A 15,894-nucleotide genomic window follows, 5' to 3' on the forward strand; every position below is an offset into this window, starting at 1 on the left:
CGTATGCGCAAGCACCACCTGGCCGTGATCGGCGGCGACGGCATCGGCCCGGACGTGACCGCCGCCGCTCTCACCGCCGTGCGCGCGGCGGCCGGGAAGTTCGGTTTCGCCGTGGACACCACGGAGTTCGACCTCGGCGCCGAGCACTTCCTGCGCACCGGTGTGGTCCTCGACGACCCGGCCGTTGAGAAGCTGCGCGAGCACGACGCGATCCTGCTCGGCGCGGTCGGCGACCCGCGCGTGGCGCCCGGCATCCTGGAACGCGGCCTGATCGTGGCGCTGCGCGTGGCGTTCCGCCAGTCGGTGAACGTCCGGCCGGTCCGGCTCTACCCCGGCGTGGAAAGCCCGGTGAAGGGCGTGACGCCGGAGAACTGCGACCTCGTGGTGCTGCGCGAGAACACCGAAGGCCTCTACGCCGGCGGCGGTTCGACGACCCATGCCGGGACGCCGCACGCCGTGGCGCTGCAGAACTCGGTGACCACGGTGGCGGCGACGACGGAGATCGTCGAGTTCGCGTTCCGCCTGGCCCAGCGGCGCCGGCGGCGCGTGACGTTGTGCCACAAGACGAACATCCTCGTGCACGCCGGGCAGCTGTGGCAGGACGTCGTCGACGAGGTCGCCACGCGCTATTCCGACGTGGAACACGACTACGTGCACGCCGACGCGATGTGCCTGCACCTGCCGACGAACCCGGGCCGCTTCGACGTGGTGGTGACCGACAACCTCTTCGGCGACATCATCAGCGACCTCGGCGCCACCGTCCAAGGTGGACTCGGCGTGGCCGCGAGCGCCAACCACAACCCCACCGGCAGCGCGCCGAGCATGTTCGAGCCGGTGCATGGCTCCGCACCCGACATCGCCGGCCGCGGCTGGGCGAACCCGGCCGCGGCCGTGCTGTCGGCCGCGCTCTGCCTGGCCACCCTCGGCGAGCGCGACGCGGCGCTGGCACTGGAGGCCGCCGCCGCGTCCGTGCTCGCCGAGCTCCCCGCGCTGGCGGGCCCGGACATGGGTGCCACGACCGAAGAGCTCGGCCGCCGGATCGCCGACCGCGTCACGACGGTGGACCCGGTGGCGATCGGCGACCCGGCGCGGTCGTTGATCAGCGCGCTCGCCTGAGCGAGGTCAGTGGCCGGCGAGGATCTGGTCGATGCGGGCGAGCATCTCGGGGCTGTTGCCGGTGATGTTGCGGAACTCGTCGAGCTCCAGGGCCAGGCCCTCGTCCAGCGAAAGCTCCGCGCTCTGCACCAGCACGCGCTTCGCGGCGTAGACGGCGTTGGTCGGTAGCTCCACGAGCTTGCGGCACCACTCGACGGCGGCGTCGACGAAGCCCTCGTTCGGCAGGACCTCGTTGACCCAGCCGACGCGCAGCGCTTCGGCCGCGCCGAACAGGCGGCCACGCAGGAGGACGTCGGCGGCGAGGCCCGGGCCGATCAGGCGCAGCAGGCGCGGCGTGCCGCCCCCGCCGGTGGTGATGCCGACGTTGACCTCGGGGTTGCCGAGGTGCGAGCGCTCGGAGGCGACGCGCAGCTGGCACGCGATGGCCAGCTCGTTGCCCGCGCCCCAGGCCTGGCCGTCGATCGCCGCGACCACGGGCTGCGGCAGGTCGCGCACGAGGTCGGTCACGCGCCGCCACGCGGGCGGGCCGTCCTGGCCCTCGCCGCGGCCGAGGCGGGCGAGGTCTTCGAGGTCGCCGTGGGCGATGAAGTAACCGTCGACGCCGCCGGTGAGCATCACGACCTTCACCTCGCCGGAGCGCTCGGCGAGCTCCTCCAGCCGGTCGCCGAGCTCCGCGATCGACGCGAAGTCGAGGTAGTTGCGGGGCGGGCGGGTGTAGGTCAGCAGGGCAACGCCGTCGCGGTCTTCCACGGTCCAGTTGGGCATGAGCCGATCTTAAGGACGAACACCGGCGGCCCCGGGGCAAACGACCCGAAAGGACCCGGAAGCTGCCCTCGCGCGCCGCGCGAGCACCGTCCTGAGTGGACTCCCGCGCTCCCGGGGCGACCGGGGCTCCCCCGGCCTCCTTCGGGCTTCCTGCGTCCGCCCCCGTCAGTCGCCGGCGGCACTCGGAAGGCATTCGAGCCCGTCAGACAAAAACCAACCATCTTCGCAAATTTTCAGGTCACGACTTTCGTAGCTAACCCGCGCCCGGCGCTCTCTGGTCTGCTCAGGGACGAGATCCTGCAGGTCCGGCGAAGGGAGAGGGCGAATGAGGGCAGACGCGAGGCGCGTGGTGGCCGCGCTGGCCGGGGTGGTGGCGGCGGGGGTGGTGGCCGCGGCGGGGGCGCCCGCGGCGTCCGCCGGGCAGGAGCCGCTGATCGTGGGCGGGACGCCCACCACGATCGACGAGTTCCCCGCCACGGTGATCTTCAACGTGGACGGCGCGCAGCACTGCGCGGGCAGCCTGGTGGCCCCGAACAAGGTGCTCACGGCGGCGCACTGCACCGACGGCGTGAAACCCGCCCAGATGGAGATCATCGGCGGGCAGACCAACTTCTCCGACACCACGGGCGAGAAGGCGGGTGTCACGGACGTCTGGCAGAACCCCGACTTCACCATGGACGGCATGCAGCACGACAACTCCGTGCTGACGCTGGACAAGAACCTCTCCTTCAAGCCCGCCACGCTGGTGCAGTCGGCCGACGACCCGGCCTACCAGACGGGCGCCGACGTCACCGTCGTCGGCTGGGGCACCACGTCGGAGAACGGCGACGTCTCGGACGGGCTGCTGAAGGTCACCGTGCCGGTGGCCGACAACGCCACGTGCGCCGAGGCGTACGAGAAGATCGGGGACAACTTCGACAAGGCGTCGATGTTCTGCGCGGGCGTGCCGGAGGGCGGCAAGGACTCGTGCCAGGGCGACTCGGGCGGCCCGGCCTACGTGGACGGGAAGCTGGCCGGCATCGTGTCCTGGGGCCAGGGCTGCGCGCGCGAAGGGTTCCCCGGCGTGTACACCAACGTGGGCAACGACTACCAGGTCATCAGCTCCCACCTCGGCTGACCACCGCCCCGCCGGCGGGCTGCGAACGAGCCCGCCGGCGGGGTAGCGTGTCCCACCATCCGGTGCGGCGGCCGGGTGCGGGAGGCGCGATGGAGAGCATGACCGTCCGGCTGGACACCCGCGATGTCGACCTGGCCCGCGCCCAGGTGGCCGGCTCCGACCGCCCCCACGACCTCACCCCGCGCGGCCCGGCGTTCCACGCCCGCCACGCCGAAGCGTCCGGCGACGAGCTCGGCGTCTTCTCCCTCTCCTACGGCGGCGATCCCGTGCAGGTCGATCCCGTGCCGTTCGGGGACTTCGTGCTCTTCTCCCGTCCGCTCGCCGGCGAGCTCACCGTCGGCAAGGACACCCGCGTCGCGACCGGACAGACCGTCGCCCTCGACGCGCGGTCCGCCCACGCCCTGACGTTCGGCCCCGGCTGCCGGCTGCTCACCGTGAAGCTCCCCGGCAAGCTGCTCGCCCGCGCGGCGGCCGCCTCGGGCCGGACCGCGGACATCCGCACCGGCCTGGCGATCGACCCCGGGCCCTGGGACGCGGTCACCCGGTTCGTCGTCCGTGAGGTGCTCCCCCACGGCCTGCTGAAAGCGCCGTTCGGCACGTCGGTGGCGCAGCTGGTCGCCGTCGCGGCGCTGGACTCGTTCGGCGGCCCCGCCCCGACCCGCCGGCAGAGCAACGCCGCCGACGTCGTCGGCCGGGCGTGTGCCTACATCGACGCCCACGCCGGCGCCGCCGTCGGCCTGCTCGACATCGCCGCCGCAGCCGACGTCGCGCCGCGCACCCTGCAGGACCACTTCCGCGAACAGCTCGGCACGTCCCCGACGGCCCGGCTGCGGCAGGTCCGCCTCGAACGCGTGCACGCGGAACTCCTGGCCGGCGCCGGAAAATCCGTAGCCGAAGTCGCGACCCGCTGGGGTTTCGGCAACCTCGGGCGCTTCGCGGCCGATTACCGCCGGACGTTCGGCACCACCCCGTCCGACGACCTGCACCGGGGCTGAGCCCGCGCATTGCGGCCAGGCCGCGGATTCCGGACAGGCGCGGCCGGCGCCCGGGTTAGCTTCCCCGCCACCGCATCACCGCTCGCGAAGGGAAGGCCCCATGGCCACTCTCGTCCTCGTCCACGGTTCCTGGCACGACGGCCCGCTCTGGGAGCCGGTCGCCAAGCACCTGCGCGACCGCGGCCACGAAGTGCACACCCCGACCGTCGCGGGCCACGGCAACGGTGTGGCCAAGGACGTCGACCACAACGACTGCACGCAGTCGATCGTCGACGCCATCACGGCTGCCGACCTGCACGACGTCGTCCTGCTCGGCCACAGCTTCGGCGGCACGGTGATCGCCCGCGTCGCCGAGGAGATCCCCGAGCGGCTCAAGCGGCTGATCTTCTGGAACGCCTTCGTCCCCGCGCCGGGAAACAGTCTCAACGACGAGCTCCCGCCCCACTACCGCGAGATGTTCGCGCAGACCGCCGCCGCCAGCGACGACAACTCGGTCGCGATGCCGTTCCCGCTGTGGCGCGAGGCGTTCATCCAGGACGCCGACGCCGAGCTCGCGGCGTCGACGCACAAGGAGCTGTCCACCGAGCCGTACCAGCCGTTCCTGGACAAGCTCGACCTCACGCGCTTCTACGCGAGCGAGCTCCCCAAGAGCTACATCAACGCCACCGAGGACACCGCCCTGCCGCCCGGCGAATGGGGCTGGCACCCGCGGATGTCGGGCCGGCTCGGGCTGTACCGCCTCGTGCAGCTGCGCGGCAGCCACGAGGTCATGTTCACCGCACCGGACCGGCTCGCCACCGCGATCGAGGAAGCCGCCCGCGACTGACGGGTCAGGCGCCGTAGGTCGCCTGCGTCACCGCGAACACGTTGCGGTTGCCCGCGCCTTCCTGAAGTGTCCACAGTAGATCGGCGTTGGTCGTGTCTTCCCAGTACGACAGGCTTTCGCCGCTGGAGATCCACGTGTGCGTCGCCGGGCCGGTCGCCGGGGTCCAGTAATAGAGCTTCTTTTGGCCCGAGGAGTTGAACCACCAGCGGTTGTTGTGCGAGGCGACGCCGTTGAGGTTGTACCAGGGCAGCTGCAGGGCCTCGCTCGCCGTGGTCGTGGCGGCGAACGTCGTCGCGCCCGCGGCGAACGGGAACCTGATCGCGCGCGGGGCGCGGTTCGGGTACGCGGTGCAACCGGACTGGCAGGTGTACTCCGCCATCACGATCGACTTGCTCACGCGGTCGAGCGAGATCGACGACCACGCGAGGTTCGTGCCCGACGTGGTCTTCGAGGTGATCGTGCCGACCTGCGGGAGCACGTAGGCGTAGTTGTGGGCGTAGTACACGCTGCCGGTCTGGTGCCCGATCTGGCCGGCGGTGCCACCGGTGTTGGTCTTGAGGATCTTGCGCAGGTCGAACACGCGCATGCCGTGGCCGGTGTCGGCGACGTAAAGGTAGTCGCCGTACCAGGACACGCCGCCGGCGTGGATCGGGATGTCCTTGAAGTCCGGTGCCGCCGCCGTACCGGTCGGCTCGACGAGGAGGATCTTGCGGTACTTGTTGGGATAGGTCGCGTCCCAGTCGACGAGCGTGATGCGGCTGCGGGCCTGTGCGCCGTCGCAGCCGTCCTTGGTGTACCAGCTCACGAGCACGAGCTGGTGGCCGTCGTAGTTGCCGCTGTTCGCGGTGCCCACGGCGTCGCGGCTGGTGGTGATGCCCTGCGGGTAGTTGGCGCAGTCGGAGTTGTCCGCGCTGTCGAAGCGGAACCCGTCGGCCAGCCCGGCGACCGACACCGACGACGGCAGCGCCGTGCGGTCGTGGTTCGCGTTGTCCATCACCGTGTGCACGGCGGCGGTGCCCAAGGTCGAGACCAGCGCGGTGTTCACGGTGTCGAACTGGTGGTAGTCCGCGCTCAGGGTGTACTGCCCCGTGGGCAGATTGGTCGGCGCCGTCGCCGCCAACGCAGGCGGCGACGCCACCACCGCTCCCGCGACAAGCACCGCGGCGGCCACAACCGCCCGCGAAGCAACCAGAACCCGACGACGCACCGACATGAGACCCCCAGGACCCGAAGCTACGTTCGCGGCCACGCTAGGGGTGGGTGGCGGGGTTCCGCAATACCCCTGATGCCGCCCACGCTCACAGTGAGTCAGGGGTACACCTGACGGTCGCCGACTGTCCACTCAGTACTCATCTGCCGGCCGCCTCAGTACGTAGTCACCGCGTACCCGAACCACCCCGCATCCACGCCCGCCGCCTGGGTCAGGACTCGTCCGTCGGCCGCATCAACGCGAACAACCCCCGCCGACCCGACAACGGATCCTCCGCCGCGGTGACCCCGTTGCGCGCCAGGAAAGCCGCCTCCACCCCCGTGGCGGCGGCGTGCCCGAGCTGAGCCGCGCCCAGCGGCGTGCCCTTCAGTGCGGCCAGGCCGGAGGCCTGCGTCGCCGCGATGCCGATGGTGCGGCGCAGGGCCGGGCCGCGCAGGTCCAGGACGCGGGCCGCCGCGGCGGCCGCGGCGACTGTGCCCGCCGTGGTTTCGAGGCACCAGCCCGCGGCGGCGTGGTGCGGGCCGAGGCCGTCGGCCACCGCGCGGGCGACCGCGTAGCCGGCGACGACGGCGTCGGCCGCGCCGTCCAGTGCGGCGACCGCGGCGACCACCGCGGCCCACTCGAGGTGCAGTTTCGCCGCCGCCGTCCCGAAAAGGCGGGCGCGGCCGGTCGACCGTTCGGCCACCGGGCCCAGTGCCTCGCGCACCACGTCGGCCGGCTCGGCTGCCCGGACGAGGGCGAGCGCGATGGCGGCCTCCGGGGAGCCGGCCACCGGGGCGTGGACGAGGGCCAGGATCTGCTCGGTCACGCGACCACCGCGTCCAGCAGCGCGCCGAGCCCGGGTGCGGTGGCGAGCCCGTCGACGGCCGCCGCCAGCTCGCGGGCCGCGCCGATGCCGAGCACCGGTTCGACCAGGCGGTCGACCTTCCTGAACAGTTCCTCGTCGGTGAGCGGCCGGGCCTCGCTGCCGCGCGCGTGCTCGACGTGAACCTCCACCGGATCCTCCCCTTCCCGTTCGACGCGCACCGTCGCCGAGTCCCGCGGGCACTCGGCGACCGGCACGAGGTTCGTCAGCTCGCGCAGCCGGGCCACGTCCGCGGCGGCTGCGCGCTCGTCCGAGAACTGGCGCAGCCCGGCCTCGCCATCGAGCAGGCCGACGGCCGCCGCGTGCCGCGCGCTGAAGCGCGCCTGCAGGCCGTCGACGGGCTGCGCGCGGCCCATCAGCTCCGGGACCAGCGGGTGGCACCGGATCTCGACGGCCGTGATCGACCGCGGCTCGCCGATCAACGCGGACGCGGCGACGGCGGCGTCGATCGCGGGGTGCGCCAGGATCCCGCACGGGTAGGGCTTGAACGTGTTGCGCTCCAGCTCCCACGCGCCGGTCCAGGCGCGCCGCAGCTCCTCGTAGCAGGGCTCGGCGAACACCGGCAGCACGCCGCCGGGGCCGAGCGGATCGTCGGGCGCGGGCAGCCCGACGGCCGCCAGCCGCGCCGCGAACACCCCCGTGGCCGCGGCTTTCCCCGCGTGCAGCGGTTTGGTCATGGAGCCGAAGGCCTCACGCTGGCCGAGTGCGCCCGTCGCCGCGATGCCGAGCGCGTGGCCGAGCCGCGTCGCGTCGAGGCCGAGCAGGTGGCCGGCGGCGACGGCCGCGCCGAACACGCCGCACGTGCCCGTGATGTGCCAGCCGCGGTCGTAGTGGCTCGGCGAAATGGCGACCCCGATCCGCAGCTGTGCCTCGCAGCCGAGGGCGAACGCGGTGAGGGCCGTAGCGCCATCGGGAGCGGTTTCGGGCGCGAGCGCCAGCACGGCGGCGAGCGCGGTGGCACCGGGGTGGATCACGGTGTCCAGGTGGGTGTCGTCGAAGTCGTCGAGGTGCCCGGCCGTGCCGGTGACGATCGCGGCCCACTCGGGGTCGAGCCGTTCGCCGCGGCCGGGGACTCCGACGGCGCCGGTGGCCCCGAGCTCGGCCGCCGTGGCGAGCAATGCCTCGACCGCCGGGGTGCGGGCCGCGCCGATCGCCGCGCCGAGCACGTTGAGCAGACTGCGCCGCGCGGCCCGGGCCACCGCGCCGGGCAGCGGCGCTTCGGCCGCTTTCCGCGCGTGCGCGCAGAAGAGCCGGGTCGAGTCGGACGCCATCGGAAGATCATTTCAACACCGCCCGGCGCGAACAACGACAACCGCGCACCGGTCCGTTGCGAAAATCGCAACGATCAGCCGCTGCCCCGCGCCACCGCCAGGCTCGTGAGCGCCCGTACCATCGGCGAAACAGCGGATTTTTTGCGGTGCGCCAGGAAAATCGTGCGGTGACACCCCTCGTCGGCGATCGGGATCCGCACGACGAGCGGGTGGTGGTGGTCGGCCATCCGGCCCGGCACCACGGAAACGCCGAGCCCGGCCTCGACCATCGACTCGACGACGAACGGGTCACTGCCCTCCACCGTCACGCGCGGCACGAACCCGGCCCGGGCGCACGCACCGGTCAGGTGCGCGCGGCTGCTCGCACCGGGCGCCATCGCGACGAACGACCGGTCCTCCGCCTCGCGCAGGCTCACCACAGCGGATCGCCGATCGACACCGCGAGCACCAGGGGTTCGGTGAACAGTGGCAGCACCACCACGTCGGGGTCGGCCGGGGCGGCGGAGCCGAGCACCACGTCGGCGTCGCCGCGCAGCAGGTGGGTGACCGCGTCCGTCGCGGAGCTCTGGTGGCAGCGCAACCGCAGGCCGGGGTGGCGTTCGAGCAGGGCGGCCAGCACGTCCGGCACGAACCCGAGCCCGAGGGAGAACGTGTGCGCGATCCGCAGCACCTGCCGCGGATCGCCCGAGGCGGCCCGCGTCGTGGCGATCGCGTCCGCGCGCGTGCGCAGCACCGAGCCCGCCTCGCGCGCGAGCACCCGTCCGGCGTCGCGCAGCCGGACGCGGCGCCCGTGGTGCTCGACGAGGTCGACGAGGTCGACCCCGAGCTTGCGCTCCAGGGCGCGGACGCTGCGCTGCACCGTCGTCGCGTTGACGCCGAGCTCGTCGGCCGCGCGGACGAAGTGCTCGTTCCGGGCGAGCGCGAGGAAAACCTCGAAGTCGCCAAAGGACACTTCGTCGTTCAGCACCGTTGTTCCACCCGTTGCGCGCCGGTGCGGACGGCAGGCCGCGCCGGGTGGGGAAGGAGCGTTGCCTCACGGCTCACAAGGGCTTGTACCGATCGGTCGGTACGGCTATAGTTCCGCGGAACATCCCAGGTCACGGGCTTGAAGATCGCCGGCCCGGGTCCGTCCGCCGCTGGTCCCAGGGCCCGCGACGGCACCACCGGCGCGCCGTTCGCGTGCCGTCTCCCCCGATGACGTTGGAGGTAGTTGTGGTTGTCGAGCAGCAACAGGCGACGCGGGTGAGACCCGCGCGCGTGGCGTTCGCGAGTTTCATCGGCACCGCCATCGAGTGGTACGACTTCTTCCTCTTCGGCTCGGCGGCCACGCTCGTCTTCAACGCCCAGTTCTTCCCCACCCTCAACCCGCTGGCCGGCACCCTGGCGGCCTTCGCGACGTTCGGGGTCGCCTTCGTGGCGCGCCCGCTCGGTGGCATCGTGTTCGGCCACTTCGGCGACCGGATCGGCCGCAAGCGCATGCTGTTCCTGTCCCTGCTGCTGATGGGCGGTGGCACGGTCGCGATCGGGCTGCTGCCGACCTACGGCCAGATCGGTGTCGCGGCACCGGTGCTGCTGGTGCTCGTGCGGCTGCTGCAGGGCTTCGCCGTCGGCGGCGAGTGGGGCGGCGCGGTGCTGATGGCCGTCGAGCACGCCCCGCCGCACCGGCGCGCGTTCTACGGCAGCTGGCCGCAGGCCGGCGTTCCCGCGGGTCTCGTGCTTTCGGCGTCGGCGTTCCTCGCGGTGCAGCAGCTGCCGAAGGACCAGCTGCTGAGCTGGGGCTGGCGGCTGCCGTTCCTGGCCAGCGCGGTGCTCATCCTCGTCGGGCTGTACGTGCGCTCGCGCCTCGAGGAGTCCCCGGAGTTCAAGCGCGCCGACGTGCCCGCGTTCCCGCTGAAGGACACCCTGCGGCGATCACTGCGCGCCGTGCTCGTCGGGATCTTCGCGCAGGCCAGCGCGAACATCCCGTTCTACATCGCGAGCGTGTTCGTGCTGTCGTACGGCCCGAACGAGGCCGGGGTGTCGCGCGGCACCGTGCTGATGTGCCTCATCGTCGCGTCGCTCGTCGACATCGCGGCTGTGCCGCTCGTCGCCATCCTCGCCGACCGCATCGGCCGCCGCAAAGTCCTCCTCGGCGGCGCGGTGTACTCGGCCGCCGTCTCGTTCCCGTTCTTCTGGCTGCTCGACACGGGCGCCCCGGCCGCCGTGCTTCTCGCGATGTTCCTGCTCGCGACCCTCGGCCACGCCAGCACCTACAGCGCCATGGCGGGTTTCCTCGCCGAACTCTTCGGCGCCGAACACCGCTACACGGGCGTCTCGGTCGCCTACCAGGTCGGCGGGCTCATCACGAGCGGCCCGGCGCCGTTCATCGCCGCCGCGCTGTTCGCCGGCTTCGGCGGGTCGTGGGTGATCGCGCTGTACATCGTGGTCGCGTGCGCGATCACCTTCACGGCATTGTTGCTGGCTCCCCGGCGGAGCCGACCGCACTGACCGCGCGCAGGACGACGTCGCGGGTGTGGTGCGTGCCCTCCGGCCCCGGCCTGTCCCGGGGCCGGGACTCGTGGACCAGGACCGTCCACTCGTCGCCGAGGAGCCCCGCGATCTCGGCCGGCCGGTAGTAGCCGACGTAGTCCACGCCCTCGTCGCCGGGATCGTGCCCGGCGACGAGCAGCGTGCCCCCGGGCGCGACCGACGCCGGCAACCGGCGCAGCGCCGCGTGCTCCGGCTCGTGCGGCAACGGGAAGTACTGCACCGACACGAGATCGAACACCCCGGCCGGCAACCCGGCGGTGCTCAGATCGGCCCGCGTCGACGCCACCCGCCCGGCCACGCCCGCCCCCGCCGCCGCACCCCGGCGCAACGCCGTCTCCGCAACGTCCACCGCCGTCACCCGCCACCCCCGGCGCGCCGGCCACACCGCGTCGGCCCCCTCCCCGCACCCGACGTCCAGCGCCTCCCCCGGCGCCAGCCCCGCGGCCTCCGCCACGAGCACCCCGTTGGTGGGCTCCCCGCTGAACACCTGCGCGCGACCGCGGTCCTCTCGTCCCAGGCCTGCGTGTTCATCTGCCTCGCCTTCACCTGTCCGCCGGGTACCACCGTGCCCGGGGGCGGCGGTGGCGGCAAGTGTTGTTGCCGAGATGGCAAAGCCATCCGGCCCCGATCCGGCCTCCGGGCCCGCGATCAGGGAGCCGACGTGCTGGGCATTCAGCTGGACGCCGATGCGGCCGGTCGCGCAACTCGTGCGCGACGTCCTGCGCGCCTGCAACGAATATTGGAACTCGGTGTTCTCGCACGACTCCGTGCACCAGTCGGCCCAGTACCGACCGCACCGCGTCACGGACATCACCGAACTCGACGGTCGGTGCCGCCGCCGTGCAGGCAGCTACCGAGCTGAACCGCGGGATCCTCGGCTCGCTACTCCGCCGTGACGGGCAACGCGTCGACTCGGCCTCAGCGACCGAACAGTGACGTCACCAAGGTTTCCGCGATCTCCCGCAGCTCGCCCGGCTCGTACCGCACCCGCTCCATCACCGCGAGGCCACGCGTGGTGCTGACGACGAGCCGGGCGGCGGCGTGGAGGTCCACGGGGGACTCGACGCCGTCGTCCAGAGTGGACAGTTTCGTGTACACCAGGGTTTCCAGCTCGTCCAGCAGGGCGCGCACGGCGGATTCCGCGCGGGGTGACTCCGTGGCCGCTTCGATGGCAGTGCGGGTGGACAGGCAGCCGTGGGCCGGGGTGCCCGCGGTGAAGGTCTGGACGCAGTAGTCGAAGAACGACAGGAGGGCCGCGCGTTTCGTCGGCCGGTCCAGTGCCGCGGAGGCGCCGGCGAGGAAGGCGGCCGTGTATGCGCCGAAGGCGCGCAGGAAGATTTCTTCCTTGCCGCCGTAGGCGTGGTACAGGGAGCCGCGCTGGACGCCGGTGCCGGTGGCCAGGTCGAGCATCGACGTGGCGCGGAAGCCGCGGTCAGTGAAGACGTCGAGGGCGCGTGAGAGAGCCTCGCGCTCGTCGAACTGGCGTACGCCCGCCATGGAACCCCTTTCCCTACCCGCCGGCCAGCCTAGTCGGCTCCGGAACGTCGAAGACGCCGTGCCGCGTCAGCAGCCCGGCCAGCCACCCCAGCGCCGCCGCCAGCAGGATCGGTGGCAGCAGGTCGAGCCCGCTCAGCTCGACCGCGAGCACGACGGCGGTCGCCGGCGCCCGCGAAGCCGCGGCCAGGCACGCGGCCATTCCCGCCGCCGCACCGCCCGCCATGGGCAACGCCGAGCCCACGGTCGCCCCGACGAACAACGCCGGCCCGATCGTCCCGACCACCCCGCCCGCCCCGACGGTCACTCCCGTCGCGACGACCTTCACCACCGCCAGCACCAGCAACACACTCAGGCCGCCCGCCGCGGCCCCGGGCTGCCCGACGCCGGCGACACCGGGCACCGCGAGCACGAGCAGCCCGACAGCCACCCCGCCGACCACAGCGCGGACCCAGCCCGAACAGGCCCAGGCCACGACATCACGAACCCGGCCCGAGACAGCCCGCGTCGAACCGGCCACCAGCCGGCTCTCGCGCTCGATCCGCCGCGAGCCGGCGAAACCGCGAACCCACGCGGGCCAAGCCGCACCGGCGAACAACGACCACGCCAGCACCACACCGAACAACCCCGCCACCACACCGCCGAACGGAGACCCGCCGACCGCGGCATCCGGCAGCCGCAACGGTTCTCCCGGCAGGACAACGCCCGCGAGAGCGCCCGCGGCCGAGCCGATCGCCACCCCGACGAGCTCCACCCCGCCGAGGCCCTCGACCAGCACCTCCGCCACGAGCACCACGCCCGCCAGCGGTGCGCCGAACGAAGCCGCCACGCCGCCGGCCACGGCGGCCGCCGCGACAGGACGCACCGAGGCCGGAGGCAGCCGCACCGCGCGGGCCAACGCGGAGCCCAGCGCGGCCGAGATGTGGACGACCGGACCCTCCGCGCCACCCGAACCGCCGGAGCCGAGCATCATGCCGGACGCCAGCGCCTTGGCACCCGCGACGCGTCCGCACAGGGGCGAACCCGCGAATGCCTGGCGCACCTGGGGAATCCCGCCACCACCGGCGTCCGGCACGAAGCGCACCATCGCGACGCACAGCAGCGCGCCCACGACCGGCGCGAGCACGACGACGGCGGGCGGCGCACCGGCCACCAGCGACCGGAGCGCACCCACCGTCTGTCCGAACGCGACAGCCGCGATCCCGGCGACCGCGCCGGCCAGGGCAGCCGCGAGGAGCAGCGGGCCCGAGCGCACGCGTCAGGCCGCGTTCAGACGCTGGTGCAGCTCGTACGAAGCCCGCTCGACGTGGTTGTGCACCAGCTTGCCGCCCGCGATCTCCCACACGGCGGTGCCGCTGAAGGAGATGGGGCGACCGTCCGGTTCGGACCCGAGCACGCCGTTGTTGCGCCCGTGCACGTTCCACCGCGAGGCGACGCGGCTGCCGTCGTGATTCTGGAACGTTTCGACGATCTCCAGCTCCAGGTCGTGCACCTGCTCGAGGAACGCGCGGATCCACGCCTTGAAGTTCTCGCGGCCCTCGATGCGCACGCCCGCGTTCGTGATCACGAAGTCCTCGACCACGAAGTCGTCGGCCGCGTCCGCGTTGTGCGCGTTCCAGACCTCGTTCCAGAACGATTCGACCAGCTCCGCCGAGTTCGGCACGGTTACCTCCCGAGTCATGTTTGACATTGCTGTCAAAGATACCTCCGAGACGGCCGCACCGGTCCTCTTTGCGAGCAGCACCACACCCCCGTGGCTAACCGGCGAACGCGTCGTCGAACCGGTAGCCCTCCAGCAGTTCGCGCGCGGCGACCAGGTACTGGATGGTCGGAGTGCCCTCCTCCAGCCAGTTGAGGCGCGCGTCGCGATACAGCCGCTCGATCGGGTACTTGCGCGTGTACCCGATGCCGCCGTGTACCAGCAGCGCCCGGTCGGTCACGCGCCCGACAGCCTCCAGCCCGAACTGCTTCAGCAGCGACGACTCGGCCGGGATCCGCTTGCCGGCGTCCCACTTGGCCGCGGCGTCGGCCAGCATGCCGCGCAGCGCATACACGTCCGCGGCCATCTCCGCGAGGTAGCGCTGGATCGCCTGCCGCGACGCGATCGGCTTGCCGAACGTCACCCGTTCCTGCGAGTACTTCACCGAGAGCTCCAGCGCACGCGTCGCCGTGCCGAGCGAAGAGGCCGCGATGAACACCCGGCTGACCTCCAGGGCCCGCTCCAGATGCGCGCCACCCTCGCCCTCCGCCCCGACCAGCGATGACGCCGGCACCCGCACGTCGGTGAACGTCAGCTCACCGTGCTCGGCACCCTTGCAGCCCATGGTCTCCGGCAGCGGCGCGATGGTGAACCCCGGCGCGTCCCGCGGCACGATCAGCGCGGAAACGTCCACATCGGACGTCTTCGCGAACACCAGGAAGTGCGACGCGATGTCGGAGTTGGTGATGAGCCACTTGCGCCCGTTCAGCACGTACTCGTCACCTTCGCGGCGAGCCACAGTGGACAGGTCGGCACCGGTGCCGTTGCCGGGTTCGGTGAGCGCGAAGGCCAAGGACTTCTCCCCCGTCGCCGCGCCCGGCAGGATCTCGTTCTTCTGCGCGGTGTTCCCGATCTCCGACAACGCGTGGGCGAACGAGTTGTGGACGTGCACGATCGCCCGGATCCCGCCCTGGATCTTGGCGAACTCGGCGAGGATCGGCAGGTACTGCGCGATCGACAGTCCCGAGCCGCCGTACTCGCGCGGCACGATCAGCCCGAACGCACCGCACGCGCGCAGCGCCGGCAGCACCACGTCGTACGGGATTTTCTCCGTGTCCTCGATCTGGTGCTCCAGCGGGTCGAGCTCGTCCCAGATCGTCGCGAAGACGGCGTCACGCAGCTTGCGGTAGTCGTCGGCGGGCAGGCCAGTGCTCATCGGTTCCTCCGTGTGGTTCGGTTCAAAGCCGGTGTTTCACAACGTCCAGCCGCCGTCGGCGGCGAGGACCGCGCCCGTGCAGAACGTGGCGTCCTCGGCGAGGAACACCGCGGCGCGGGCGATCTCCTCGACGGTGCCGAAGCGCCCGAGCACGGTGGCGTCGGCGATCTTCTGCCGCGCACCCTCGGGGATCGCGGCTGTCATGTCGGTCTCGACGAACCCGGGCGCCAGCACGTTCACGCGCACCCCTTGCGGCGCAAGCTCTTTCGCGAGCGACCGGGCGAAACCCACCGCTGCGGCCTTCACGCTCGCGTACGCGGTGTCGCCGGGGAAGCCGACCGTTCCGACGGCGGACCCGACGAGCACGACGCTGGGATTCACCCCCTCGGCCAGCCAAGGGATCGCCGCGCGCACCAACGCGGCCGTGCTGCGCAGGTTCTCCTCGATCACCCGCCACCAGTCGCCGGGATCGGCGCGCACGAGCTTGCCGCCCTGCCACACCGCGGCGTTCAGCACGAGCGAGTCGAGCCTGCCCCAGTGCCCGGCGACCTGCTCGACGAGAGCTTCGGCCGTGTCGGGCGCGGCGAGATCGAACGCCACCGGCAGCACCCGGCCGGGCGCGTCCGCGGCCAGCTTCCCGACGAGCTCCCCGCCGGAGCGGTAGGTGCCCGCGACCCGCAATCCCCGGTCGAGCAGTTGCCGCGCGATCCCGGCGCCGATACCCCGCGAAGCACCGGTGACCAGCGCGACTCGGCCATTCGTGCCGACTTCTTCTGCATTCATGGAATAAT

15 protein-coding genes and 1 pseudogene are annotated in these 15,894 nt (G+C 72.3%); 5 read left to right on the top strand and 11 right to left on the bottom strand.

Annotated elements, in window-relative coordinates; genetic code table 11:
* The first annotated feature begins 3 nt into the window (after window positions 1-3).
* Entirely contained in the window at window positions 4-1,116 is a 1,113-nt protein-coding gene (locus QRX50_RS39145) for a 3-isopropylmalate dehydrogenase (RefSeq protein ID WP_285968107.1), read from the top strand.
* A 6-nt stretch (window positions 1,117-1,122) separates the two neighbouring features.
* Here QRX50_RS39145 and QRX50_RS39150 read toward each other — a convergent pair whose 3' ends face one another.
* Window positions 1,123-1,881, bottom strand: a complete 759-nt coding sequence (locus tag QRX50_RS39150; protein WP_285968108.1) for an enoyl-CoA hydratase/isomerase family protein — start codon at window positions 1,879-1,881, stop codon at window positions 1,123-1,125.
* 325 nt (window positions 1,882-2,206) lie between these two features.
* On the opposite strand from QRX50_RS39150, the gene QRX50_RS39155 reads away from it, so the two are divergent.
* The 3 genes from QRX50_RS39155 to QRX50_RS39165 all read left to right on the top strand — a co-directional run bounded on the left by QRX50_RS39155 (window position 2,207) and on the right by QRX50_RS39165 (window position 4,819).
* The gene (locus QRX50_RS39155; protein ID WP_285968109.1) at window positions 2,207-2,998 is read left to right on the top strand and encodes a serine protease; all 792 of its coding nucleotides are present in this window, start codon (window positions 2,207-2,209) and stop codon (window positions 2,996-2,998) included.
* Window positions 2,999-3,087: 89 nt separating this feature from the next.
* The gene (locus QRX50_RS39160; protein ID WP_285968110.1) at window positions 3,088-3,993 is read left to right on the top strand and encodes an AraC family transcriptional regulator; all 906 of its coding nucleotides are present in this window, start codon (window positions 3,088-3,090) and stop codon (window positions 3,991-3,993) included.
* 100 nt (window positions 3,994-4,093) lie between these two features.
* Window positions 4,094-4,819, top strand: a complete 726-nt coding sequence (locus tag QRX50_RS39165) for an alpha/beta fold hydrolase (protein WP_285968111.1) — start codon at window positions 4,094-4,096, stop codon at window positions 4,817-4,819.
* 4 nt (window positions 4,820-4,823) lie between these two features.
* On the opposite strand, the gene QRX50_RS39170 is transcribed toward QRX50_RS39165, so the two are convergent.
* The 4 genes and pseudogenes from QRX50_RS39170 to QRX50_RS39185 form a co-directional block, all read right to left on the bottom strand.
* Window positions 4,824-5,957, bottom strand: a complete 1,134-nt coding sequence (locus QRX50_RS39170) for a hypothetical protein (protein ID WP_285968112.1) — start codon at window positions 5,955-5,957, stop codon at window positions 4,824-4,826.
* A gap of 283 nt (window positions 5,958-6,240) precedes the next feature.
* A complete protein-coding gene (locus QRX50_RS39175; protein WP_285968113.1) occupies window positions 6,241-6,837 on the bottom strand; it encodes an MmgE/PrpD family protein in 597 nt (198 codons plus the stop codon).
* Window positions 6,834-8,165, bottom strand: coding sequence for an MmgE/PrpD family protein (locus QRX50_RS39180; protein ID WP_285968114.1), 1,332 nt, complete (start codon window positions 8,163-8,165; stop codon window positions 6,834-6,836). The genes QRX50_RS39175 and QRX50_RS39180 overlap by 4 nt, the downstream gene beginning before the upstream one ends.
* 74 nt (window positions 8,166-8,239) lie before the next feature.
* Window positions 8,240-9,132, bottom strand: a pseudogene (locus tag QRX50_RS39185) (LysR substrate-binding domain-containing protein).
* 227 nt (window positions 9,133-9,359) lie between these two features.
* Here QRX50_RS39185 and QRX50_RS39190 point away from each other — a divergent pair.
* A complete protein-coding gene (locus QRX50_RS39190) occupies window positions 9,360-10,652 on the top strand; it encodes an MFS transporter (protein WP_285968115.1) in 1,293 nt (430 codons plus the stop codon).
* On the opposite strand, the gene QRX50_RS39195 is transcribed toward QRX50_RS39190, so the two are convergent.
* The 6 genes from QRX50_RS39195 to QRX50_RS39220 all read right to left on the bottom strand — a co-directional run bounded on the left by QRX50_RS39195 (window position 10,609) and on the right by QRX50_RS39220 (window position 15,886).
* A complete protein-coding gene (locus tag QRX50_RS39195; protein WP_285968116.1) occupies window positions 10,609-11,181 on the bottom strand; it encodes a class I SAM-dependent methyltransferase in 573 nt (190 codons plus the stop codon). The two genes, QRX50_RS39190 and QRX50_RS39195, sit on opposite strands and share 44 nt — an antisense overlap.
* A gap of 431 nt (window positions 11,182-11,612) precedes the next feature.
* Window positions 11,613-12,191 carry a TetR/AcrR family transcriptional regulator gene (locus QRX50_RS39200; RefSeq protein WP_285968117.1) on the bottom strand — a complete coding sequence of 193 codons (579 nt, stop codon included), beginning with the start codon at window positions 12,189-12,191 and terminating at the stop codon, window positions 11,613-11,615.
* Window positions 12,192-12,204: 13 nt separating this feature from the next.
* Entirely contained in the window at window positions 12,205-13,443 is a 1,239-nt protein-coding gene (locus QRX50_RS39205; protein ID WP_285968118.1) for a chloride channel protein, read from the bottom strand.
* A gap of 3 nt (window positions 13,444-13,446) precedes the next feature.
* Entirely contained in the window at window positions 13,447-13,869 is a 423-nt protein-coding gene (locus QRX50_RS39210) for an ester cyclase (protein WP_285968119.1), read from the bottom strand.
* A 76-nt stretch (window positions 13,870-13,945) separates the two neighbouring features.
* Window positions 13,946-15,103, bottom strand: coding sequence for an acyl-CoA dehydrogenase family protein (locus tag QRX50_RS39215; protein WP_285968120.1), 1,158 nt, complete (start codon window positions 15,101-15,103; stop codon window positions 13,946-13,948).
* Window positions 15,104-15,139: 36 nt separating this feature from the next.
* On the bottom strand, window positions 15,140-15,886 hold the full coding sequence (locus QRX50_RS39220; protein ID WP_285968121.1) for an SDR family NAD(P)-dependent oxidoreductase: 747 nt from the start codon (window positions 15,884-15,886) through the stop codon (window positions 15,140-15,142).
* Window positions 15,887-15,894: the final 8 nt, after the last annotated feature.

The organism is Amycolatopsis sp. 2-15 (genome assembly GCF_030285625.1).
Lineage (GTDB): Bacteria > Actinomycetota > Actinomycetes > Mycobacteriales > Pseudonocardiaceae > Amycolatopsis > Amycolatopsis carbonis.

Bases quoted from the DNA above. Each gene is read 5' to 3' on its own strand.
- QRX50_RS39145 (WP_285968107.1), top strand. From the start codon at position 4: ATGCGCAAGCACCACCTGGCCGTGATCGGCGGCGACGGCATCGGCCCG.
- QRX50_RS39150 (WP_285968108.1), bottom strand. From the start codon at position 1,881: ATGCCCAACTGGACCGTGGAAGACCGCGACGGCGTTGCCCTGCTGACC.
- QRX50_RS39155 (WP_285968109.1), top strand. From the start codon at position 2,207: ATGAGGGCAGACGCGAGGCGCGTGGTGGCCGCGCTGGCCGGGGTGGTG.
- QRX50_RS39160 (WP_285968110.1), top strand. From the start codon at position 3,088: ATGGAGAGCATGACCGTCCGGCTGGACACCCGCGATGTCGACCTGGCC.
- QRX50_RS39165 (WP_285968111.1), top strand. From the start codon at position 4,094: ATGGCCACTCTCGTCCTCGTCCACGGTTCCTGGCACGACGGCCCGCTC.
- QRX50_RS39180 (WP_285968114.1), bottom strand. From the start codon at position 8,165: ATGGCGTCCGACTCGACCCGGCTCTTCTGCGCGCACGCGCGGAAAGCG.
- QRX50_RS39190 (WP_285968115.1), top strand. From the start codon at position 9,360: ATGACGTTGGAGGTAGTTGTGGTTGTCGAGCAGCAACAGGCGACGCGG.
- QRX50_RS39200 (WP_285968117.1), bottom strand. From the start codon at position 12,191: ATGGCGGGCGTACGCCAGTTCGACGAGCGCGAGGCTCTCTCACGCGCC.
- QRX50_RS39210 (WP_285968119.1), bottom strand. From the start codon at position 13,869: ATGACTCGGGAGGTAACCGTGCCGAACTCGGCGGAGCTGGTCGAATCG.
- QRX50_RS39215 (WP_285968120.1), bottom strand. From the start codon at position 15,103: ATGAGCACTGGCCTGCCCGCCGACGACTACCGCAAGCTGCGTGACGCC.
- QRX50_RS39220 (WP_285968121.1), bottom strand. From the start codon at position 15,886: ATGAATGCAGAAGAAGTCGGCACGAATGGCCGAGTCGCGCTGGTCACC.